Genomic DNA, 9899 nt, shown 5'->3' on the forward strand with positions numbered 1-9899 from the left:
CGCACTAATTACGCTAATTTTTAACTAATAAATCAAATACTGATTCGCATTATTTTCTTCAATGTTTCCTCTTGTTGTACTTGCTTCAAAATATCTCTTACATACCGTTTCAAGCCTTTTGCTGTTTTATATGGATGATTTATCATCGGGATATTATTACTATTCATATTATTTATCTCCTATCTTTTTTGAGCCGATTTTATAATTAATTGTATTGATTGAGTTGAAAGATTTTGGCTCGTTTTGTCTTCCTCCTCAATTTGGTTGTTTAACCATTTATCCAATTCTTCAGCAAAGAAATACAGATTACGTCCTGACCTGTGGCAAGGTATATTGTCTGTCGCTGATAATTTATAGAGTTTAGATGAACTTAATTTATACCCTTGTTTTTGGATATATCTTAAAGCTTGCTCCTTATTCAGCCACTTTGGTATTTCTTCCCTTTTTTCTATTCTGTTCATCAGAATATTTTTTATCTCCGATATTTCCTGAATCAGATAATCTATCCGTTCCGGCAACGTGTCATAACTTGTTTTTTGATGTTCCATACCTTTTGTTTTTTGTTTCTGGTGCAAAGTTCGCCAACTTTTGAAAGGGCATAAAAAGGCACGTTCAGGCACATTTAGGCACGATTGTATTAGATTAATTATTAATCGGTTACATGTATTATCGAAAAGGAATTATTGATTTTGGCACGTTCAGGCATGAAATATATTTGATTAGTTGGCTACGTTTTGTATTTTTGTCATAAACATCATGTAGTAATATGGCAAAGAAAAGAATACCGATAGACAAAGAGAGGTTTGAAACTTTAAAAAACGAGTTAGTAAGAGTTTCTAATATAGATTTGAGTTCAGATAATGCATACTCTGACTTATGTGATTATATAAAGAAACAGAGCAATACAAATTTTCCTCTCCCAAAATATGAAGACGGAAGCGTTATCCAGCAATCTGAAACTATCAGCGTTGATACATTACGTCGTTATTGGGGAGATAAAGATGCAGACAAGGAAAGAAAGCCGGATGTTGGAAAATTATCTTTCATGGCTCGTGCTTTAGGATATAAGGATTGGGAAACATTCTGCCACGAATACAAACAGACCAATACGGACTTTGACATAGAGAAAGGATTCAATGGAATGGACTATTTCAAGTTTTCACCATTGCTTGAAGGTGAAATCGTCTGTATCGGCTGGTATCCTCAAAAATATTGCAGATTGAAGTTTTTAGGAGAGTACTCTTTTGAGGTCGTTGAATCCTATAGAATGAAAAGTGAGGTTGGACGCAAATTTGAAACTTCCGGTTTTCGTCTCGCCCAAATATCAGACAAGGCTATTTTTCCAGAAGTCTTAATAGAGCCATTATATGAATATCAAGAAGATTTATGGAATGCCATAGAAAACTTTGATATAAAGAATTGCCCTACAGAAATCCTTTTATAAGAAAAGATAAAAGTGAATAAAGTGAGTAAAGTGAACTATATTTTTATAATAGAGCATATTCTTATTTTATAGACCATATAACGATATAAAACTTTATACTTTTTATAAAATATAGTTCACTTTACTCACTTTATTCACTATGTAATATTTTTCTACTTTTATTTATTCTTTCATATTCGAGATATGCTCGTGCTTCTTTATACCGAGTATTAGAGGCAGGAGAAAAGCACGATACAGGAGACGAAAACAGCCTTATTTTTGGTATGGGAAAATAATAATCTTACGTCTATTTGGAAGCGAAAAGGATATGCAGAAAATCGTTTATTCTTGTGAAAAAACTATTGCGTTTCGTGAGTTTCATATCGCCTTCTCCTAAAAGTAGCCACCTTGCATTTATAGACGGAAAAGCAATCAGTATCTTTTGCACAATCCAGACGGTAGGAAGTTCTTTTCTTAATAAAATGTTCATCAGTATAGTAAAAGACAATCCCGTTCTTTGACAAAAATCAGAAACGGAAGGAGATTCTTTTTCGGCAACCTGTTTGATTCTGGCTTGTATGCCACCATTCAGAACATCCCAAAAGGATAAAGGCAAATTGATGTTCTTTATATGAACCGCTTCTTTGAATAACGGTGCAATCTCAAATGGCGAATGTTTGGATATTCCGCATCCTATCTCTGTAACTAAAAAAATATATTCCGGATGTTGTTCCGCATATAGCAGAAAATCATCAATATGTTTTTTAAGATTCTCAATGTGTTTGGAAGGTAGCGCATAGGTCTGCCCCTGTATTCCCACAGCCTGCCCCATAATAGCTCCGAATTTCATCGCTGTTGCTGCGGCATTTCCATTATGTACACCGTTTGAGTTTGAGCCGAACACGAATATTTCATTTGTTTTCAGCTCCGTAATGTTGTAAGGGGTAATTCTGTTATTCATAATTTTAAAATTTTGAGTATAAAAAATCCCCTCATTGCACAAGCAATAAGAGGATTCTATAAGTGTATTACTCTCGGTTATTATCAGTTCAACGAAATAAGATTGATGATTTTGTTCCCATTTTCTGCAACATTATCGATAACAACTTCATCTGTTTCTGTGATAGTTCCTACAACGTTAGCACCGTCCGAATATCTGAAACCGGTGAATGTGATATTAGAACTTTCAGAATTTGCCGAAAGACTTTGTATTTCATAATCCAAAATTTGAAACTGAGATTCTTGATAATCTTTCATTGCTATTTTTGAGAAAGTTGTATTGCTACGGTTGTACCATGCTTTATTTGTGCGAATATCTCCAATATTAATCTGCTTATCAAGTTTTGTACATTTTTCTCCGTCAAACTCATAATATTCATTCAGCAACAGTGTTTTGCGCACATGATTAGGAACAGCAAATTCCCCATACCCAGTGAATTGTTCATCAGATATGGTGCATATTGTTTTTTCTTCTAAGTCATTATTTCCAATAGTCTTATGTTGAATAATCGCATTATTGCGAATGGAATATAAATTACCGTTAAAGATGAATGTATAAGTATCTGAAATCGGATAAATTCTGCCACCCGGACATTTCACACGGCAATTCTGTTGTTGTTCTTGACTACTCCAATACACAACAAAACCATTATCGGTTACAGTGAAATTATTACATATAACTTCATCAGGTAACATTTTCTGCATTGTGAAATCTGAAACATTCAATTTGTATATTTGTCTATATTCTGGATAATTTGAATTAGAAGAAGAAGCAATATAAATATTTCCTTGATTATCCAATATTGTTTTCAATGAACCGTAATACAAATCAATATGTACATCTTTCGGCCATCTGTATAACTTTTCTGTTTGAACATTTACTATTGAGAGATACCTAATACTTTGATTGCTAACAGATATATATTCATCATCAGGGCCGGGTTTATAAAACAAATCAACAATATCTTGTTCAACAGGATTCACCAGAATAATCTTATCACTCAGTTTGACAACCTTACTAATACCAATATTATGGTCTTGACCGTCTTCTCCCTTGATTGACAACTTTACCTCATTGCCTGATAAATCAAGTTTGTAATAAGAGTCGTCCCCTGTTGCTCTTGTTGCGGATGATTTCTGATAAATCATCTTGGCGTCACTCACATTCAAATTCGTAAGGTATTTATAACCTTCTTCATAATTGATATTGCCACTACCGGAACCACCGTCATCACTACATGCAGTAAATAAAGCTACCGCACCTAACATTAATAAAAATTTCTTCATAATTACCAGAATGTCGTTTCTCCCTTAGCCCCAAATCAGAAGAGTTTATAAATGCAGAAAGCGTGAGGCCATTAACTTATTTTATACGACGGGCTCTGGTAAGACCTTGAACTAAAACAAGCAACAGTCCCCACGCCATATACGGATATGACGCGAGAGATGCCAACTTATTCCCGTTCTACAGATAGTTTACCAGACTTCGTCGTAGAGAATCAGTTAAACACTTTCGTGTACCTTAAATTTCTAATATGTCCGCCATGTTGCCATGACGATGCAAAATTAGAAAAAATAAGGCACATCACAAAGTTACATCTCATAAAGAGACTGTTGCAGGTTACAAAATTAGATATTCTTATTCATTCAGCATTTCATCAATGGCGAATTCGTGAAGTTCATGCTCCAGCTCCATTTCTTTAAGCCGTTCTTCTTTCTTCCGAAAATAATCATCACCGAGACCTTTTTCTTCGAGTGTCTTGTCGAATTTATCAAGTATTTCATCTGAAATACATTCTTCATCGTCATCATCGATTGACTCGTCCAATGCGGAAAGCATATCCTCTATTGTGTATTCCTGTTCTTGTGAAGAAGTATTTTCCGTTAATGAAAACTCTGTATCATCCTCACAATCAATATCCGGCCCTAACATATCTATAAGCTCATCGATTGTATAATCTTTGTCTTTAAAAGAATCTTTCGTATTTTCTTCTTTGACAATCGGCTCTTGAACACCGGTTTCCTGTATGCTTTCTTTTTGAGCAGACATTTTAGTCTTTGGTGCTTTCTTTGAAGATTTCTTTTTAGTCTCTACGACTTCGGCAGTCACCGCTTGTTCTTCTTTTACTTTTTTCTTTCGTGCCATAACTTTATTTATTTTTGAATTTAGTAATACTCCGAATACATGAATCATCGGACATTACATATATCCTCTTTTTTGTCGGAATATAAAAGAAAAAGGTATTTTAACTATATTCTTAACCAGAATTAAGCTCTCGCACCGGTAATTTTGCATAAAGAAAGCCCGATTCCCTAATGAATAGAATTACCGGGCAGGAAAGTAAAAAGAGCCCCATATAGGCTATATAGGCTACAAAAACGAGGTCAAAAGGTTAGTGTTCTTAGCACGCTCCTCTTTCTCGAAACTCGCCAGATATGCTTCCGTAGTCCTCAGGTCGGTATGTCCTAAGGATTCACTTATATAAGAGATATTGGCTCCGCTTCGTTTCAATACGGTAGCGTATGAGTGTCTTGCGGTGTATGTGGTGATATTGCCTATACCCAATTCTTCACCTATCAACTTCATACGCTTGTTGATTCGCTTGACAACATCGCGTACAATCGCTTTACGCTCTATAGTCGTTTCATGCCCTTTCATATAAGGAAATATGTAATTATCGGGTAACGGTTTGTTTCCCCACTTGTCAATTATTGTCTGTAATTGGGGAGAAACAACTGCACGTATCTCTTTCCTATTCTTTGTCGTGCGCTCTGTTTTCTGTCTTACAAAACATATTTCATCGTCCACAATATCCGAGAACTTCAATTTCAGCATGTCTGTCGGATTGATACCGTTGCACAAGTAAATGAATATCCAGAGGTCTTTATATCTGTTAGTGGTTTCATTTTCACTCTTATAATCGAAAATGGCCTTCAACTGTTTCTTTGTCAATCCTTTCTTTCTTCCGATACCGGTCTTTATCTCGAACAGACCTTTTCCGAATGGGTATTGCGATTCTTTGATAACTCCGGCTCTCTTGGCTTCATTCATCAAAGTACGGATATTTCTCATGTGCATACCGATTGTAGAAATACTTCTCGTTTTCGACCAAAGTCTTTCGCATTTTTGTAACCATTCAACCGTAACAGTACTAAATGGAATATCTTTGCCGCCGACTTCCTCAACCATTACCAATGTAGTTTGATAGAACTGCATTGTACCGATTCTTTCTTCGTTTTTCAGTTCCTCAATCTTAGCTCGTATGGCACTGTTCAGAGTATCACCGGTAGCCTTTCCTAAACGCAAATTGAGCGTATTAAAAGAGAATGTTCCTTTCTCTGCCAGAGCTTCAACATTCATACGGACTAAAGAAAAACTACTTTCAATGGCTTGTCTGATTTTCTTGCTTTCAGAAGATTTGCTATCCGGGAGTTTGTTCCATTCTTCTTTCGTCATGCAGATACCAATAGAATAATACTTGGGCTTTCTTTGATAATAAACCTTGATTTTAACAGGATATTTGCCTTCTTTGTTGGCAGTACGTGCATCAAGTACCGTAGAGACTACGATACCGTCTTTTGAAAAATTATACATGGTTTTAGTGATTACCCGCAAGCGGAATTGCTTACGATAGTCTATATATCCTCATTTGAATGGAAATATAAACGTTTTGAAACCTTTTGAATATTGGTTTTGAGTAGTTTAGACATTAGTTTCAAACGGTTTAAAACGATAATAGCAAAACATAGTATATATATTAGTCTGTAAATAAGAATTATACGCTTCGCTCATTTCAAGAACATTATTGAGAAGTATCACTAAAAGTCGGAAAAATACAGCTATCGATAAATAGATAATAAAAGTTAAACATTCAAAGCCATTGAATCCGATTCTTCTATTTTAAAGAGTTTGCATTGATTTTCAAATTATGTTTGAAGATTCCGAGCACAAAATAAACATAGAAAATAGAATAAAACTGCATACAAATTGAAGTATATAATAATGTAGATACAATCCCGTTTTTAACTAACTGATTAAACTTTTGCTCACTTTTATTGTTAAAATGTTATATAACAGACTATTTATTTCCGATTATCTGCTTGTTAATCCAAAAATTAGTCTTATTTTTGCACTCAATATGACCTCCCACGCTTCCCATTTGAACAGCGCACCCGGGGAGGTCTTCGAGTTTCTATACATTGAGAAATATGCATGATTGAGGATTTTGAAGAGAAAGTACCCTATACAAAGAGGCCTTTATCAATTAAGACACAAGTTGCAAAACTTGAAAAAAGAGGTTTAATCATAGATGATGAAAATTTAGCTGGTGACTATTTGTCTAACATCAGCTACTATCGTTTACGTGCATATACTTATCCTTTTCAAAATAATACGGATTCAGAAGCTGACCACAGCTTTTTACGAACAGACATTCATTTTAAAGACATCATTGATTTATATTGTTTCGACAGGCGTTTGCGTTCTCTGATATTTAATGCAATCGAAAAAATAGAGGTCGCTCTTCGGACTAAAATCGTTCAAACATATAGTGAAGACACCAAGAATAGCCATTGGTACGAAGATGAATCTTTGTTTAAGGACAATAAACGTATAGTTAATGGTGAGGAGATTTTTGCTTACGACACTCTTTTAGACGACATAACACACGAAATAGACAGAAGCAACGAGGATTTCATCAAACACTATAAAAGTAAGTATTCCAATCCTAATACTCCACCTGCATGGATGACTTTGGAAGTTATCTCTTTTGGTACTCTAAGCCGTTTGTATGAATTATTAAATAAAGATGATAACAAAAAGACTGTAGCCAAACTATTAGGTTTAAACAAGGTTGATATATTGGAAAACTGGATGCATGCACTATCTAATTTACGAAATTGTTGCGCACATCATAGTAGAGTTTGGAACAGGCGTTTTATTGTAAATATCTTGCTTCCAACCAATGCAGACCGTCTGTTCTTGGATAGAGATACTATTGCAAGGACTAAAAGAAACAAGTTATTTGCATATCTATGTTGTATCAAATACATTTTGGATATAATCAGTCCTAATAATGACTTTCATAAGAATCTGAAAGGACTAATAGCAGAAGGCGGTAAATTGTTATTATTAAAAGATATGGGATTCCCTGAAAATTGGAACTATCTTGGTGTTTGGAGAGGATAAATTTCACTTTATACCATTCGCACGTTAATTGCACACAATTTGCACACATCTCAAGAAAATAGAAGAAAACAAGAGATATTATTTGAAAAGGAAATATTATCTTCGGGCTTGGAAATCAAGAGGTATGGACATAAAAAGAAATACAATATAAACGATTGAAAATCAAGTGTTTGCGACTCATAATCTGGAGGTCCCTGGTTCAAGCCCAGGCTGGTCCACTGAAAAATTCCTGCAAGTGCTTCACTTGCAGGAATTTTTCCTTTTTATAGCCATCCTCCAACTAGAATAAAAGATAACTAATTGTTCCCAAACAGGTAAAAACAACAGCAACGGACAAAGCAGAAATGGCGAAGAATAAGCAATAGGGGAATAACACCTATAATATTAAGCTATAGAGTACCCAATATTAAATAATTCCAAAATGTTTCAGCGCTTTACAAAGCCCGTCATTCTCCACCGTATCAGTAACAAAATTGGCTGAAGCCTTGACTATCTCCGATGCATTTCCCATAGCCACTCCGATTCCGGCAACTTTCAACATAGGAATATCATTACCACCATCGCCGCAAGCCATTATTTCCGTCATTCCGATCCCATAATAATCAGCAAATACCGAAAGGCCGGTTGCCTTACTTATCCCTGCCACATTCACGTCAGCAAATAAAGGATGCCAGCGCGACAAGGAAAGATTAGGCAGAAACGGCATCACCTTTTGTTCCATCTCATCATCGATATAAAAACAAAGCTGACAACACTCTTTCTTTTCAAACAGGTCTTCAATGTCTACAACGGCCGGGATAGGGTGTTCCACGATTTTAGCAATCTGTTCGACAGTCGGAGTCAGACGATTGACAAACACACCTTCATCCAATTCAATAGCGACTGCAAAATCAAAGGCCTTTGCTATTTCCATGGCTTTCTTAAAATCATCTTTCGGAATAAGGTGCTTTCTTATCACAGTGCCATCCCGCAAAACACAGTCGGCACCATTCAATGCAATAATTCCGTCATACGGAACATCAGCTATTTCATGAAGGTCGCCTGCCGCTCTACCGGTAGCAATGACTATTCGAATTCCACCGTCATGAATCTTCCTAAGGGCATCAACAGAGGATGGCAACACTTTATGAGTTTCAAAACTTACCAATGTTCCATCCACATCGAGCATGATCGCTTTTATCATAACATTTATATCTTTATTCATTCTTCAACAATTTAGAGAAGCAAATCGACTATCCTTGACTGATAAGTCAGAGCAGTCAATTAAACAGTGACAAAGTTACTGAAAAAATTCCCATAACAAATACAAACCTCCAACACATAAAATAAAAAAGGCAAAAGGAAACGAGATCCTTTTGCCCTATACCTATTGATACCAACTGAAAATTGATAGTAAACGTTTAGCGGAAGTCCTTTAATTCTTCCTGCAATTTCTGACGGGTAAAGAATATGCGGCTCTTTACAGTACCTAACGGAAGATTCAGCTTTTCTGCAATCTCACGGTACTTGAATCCTGAAACATGCATAGCAAACGGAACTCTGTATTCTTTCGGCAGAGCATTGACTACGCGATGCATTTCTTTTAAATCGTAAGCTCTTTCCGTACTTTCAAAACCTGAATCTTGTGGCAGGTTAAGGTGATAGAGGTTTTCAGTCTGATCGACAAATGTCTGATCGCGCACTATTTTGCGGTAATTATTAATAAAGATGTTCCGCATTATAGTATACATCCATCCTTTGAAATTTGTGTCGGGGGTATATTTATCTTCGTTATCCAATGCTTTTAATGAGGTTTCCTGTAACAAATCGTTTGCTTCTTCACGATCGGTTGTCAGTTTATATGCAAAACGGAGTAATTCATCCTGTACTCCTATCAGATCTTTCCTGAAGCTTAAACTTTTCATATACGTTATTTTTAAATTGTGAGTATTCGTTATCATCATTTCGATGTTGCAAGTTTACGCGTTTTCAACAAATGTGGCAGGTGAAGAACAAACATTGTTTAGGGGAAAATCTATCAGTTGATAGAATTTAGGTCATTTCTGATAGTATTTAGGTGGTTTTGAGACTGTCCTTATAGCGAAAATCCCATTTTGAAGTCACACCTGACTCAAAATGGGATAACACAAACAAAACAAACAATATTAGCGATTTTCACAAACAGCTGTCTTTTTCATCTTTAAAAATTCATAAGACTTAATTTAGAATCTGTTACTAAAACATTCTAATTATGGGAACAAAAGTATTATTTTACTGCAAAAAGTAACCTAGAAATTAATAATAGTAATA

General features: G+C 35.4%; 9 protein-coding genes. 2 read left to right on the forward strand and 7 right to left on the reverse strand.

From position 1 onward, the window contains the following. Positions 1 to 179: 179 nt before the first annotated feature. Positions 180 to 548, reverse strand: a complete 369-nt coding sequence (locus tag ACT8YW_RS19905; protein ID WP_004291651.1) for a helix-turn-helix domain-containing protein — start codon at positions 546 to 548, stop codon at positions 180 to 182. Positions 549 to 766: 218 nt separating this feature from the next. Between ACT8YW_RS19905 and ACT8YW_RS19910 the strand changes: the two genes are divergently transcribed. Then, the gene (locus ACT8YW_RS19910; protein ID WP_444106905.1) at positions 767 to 1444 is read left to right on the forward strand and encodes a hypothetical protein; all 678 of its coding nucleotides are present in this window, start codon (positions 767 to 769) and stop codon (positions 1442 to 1444) included. A 286-nt stretch (positions 1445 to 1730) separates the two neighbouring features. Here the strand turns inward: ACT8YW_RS19910 and ACT8YW_RS19915 are convergent, their stop codons facing one another. The 4 genes from ACT8YW_RS19915 to ACT8YW_RS19930 form a co-directional block, all read right to left on the reverse strand. Continuing rightward, positions 1731 to 2384, reverse strand: a complete 654-nt coding sequence (locus tag ACT8YW_RS19915; protein ID WP_130057460.1) for an A1S_2505 family phage non-structural protein — start codon at positions 2382 to 2384, stop codon at positions 1731 to 1733. An 83-nt stretch (positions 2385 to 2467) separates the two neighbouring features. Next, positions 2468 to 3709 (reverse strand): hypothetical protein, encoded by a 1242-nt coding sequence (locus ACT8YW_RS19920; protein ID WP_444106906.1) that lies wholly within the window; start codon positions 3707 to 3709, stop codon positions 2468 to 2470. 352 nt (positions 3710 to 4061) lie between these two features. Then, entirely contained in the window at positions 4062 to 4568 is a 507-nt protein-coding gene (locus ACT8YW_RS19925; RefSeq protein ID WP_444106907.1) for a hypothetical protein, read from the reverse strand. 225 nt (positions 4569 to 4793) lie between these two features. Continuing rightward, entirely contained in the window at positions 4794 to 6017 is a 1224-nt protein-coding gene (locus tag ACT8YW_RS19930; protein ID WP_444106908.1) for a tyrosine-type recombinase/integrase, read from the reverse strand. 618 nt (positions 6018 to 6635) lie between these two features. Here ACT8YW_RS19930 and ACT8YW_RS19935 point away from each other — a divergent pair. Next, positions 6636 to 7610: an Abi family protein gene (locus ACT8YW_RS19935; RefSeq protein WP_444106909.1), complete on the forward strand. Its 975-nt coding sequence runs from the start codon at positions 6636 to 6638 to the stop codon at positions 7608 to 7610. A gap of 406 nt (positions 7611 to 8016) precedes the next feature. Here the strand turns inward: ACT8YW_RS19935 and ACT8YW_RS19940 are convergent, their stop codons facing one another. Both ACT8YW_RS19940 and ACT8YW_RS19945 read right to left on the reverse strand, forming a co-directional pair. Next, entirely contained in the window at positions 8017 to 8793 is a 777-nt protein-coding gene (locus tag ACT8YW_RS19940; RefSeq protein ID WP_444106910.1) for a Cof-type HAD-IIB family hydrolase, read from the reverse strand. Between the two features lie 217 nt (positions 8794 to 9010). Then, positions 9011 to 9514 (reverse strand): RNA polymerase sigma factor, encoded by a 504-nt coding sequence (locus tag ACT8YW_RS19945; RefSeq protein WP_004302598.1) that lies wholly within the window; start codon positions 9512 to 9514, stop codon positions 9011 to 9013. Between the last annotated feature and the right edge of the window lie 385 nt (positions 9515 to 9899).

It is taken from the genome of Bacteroides sp. (assembly GCF_052357945.1).
Classification (GTDB): domain Bacteria; phylum Bacteroidota; class Bacteroidia; order Bacteroidales; family Bacteroidaceae; genus Bacteroides.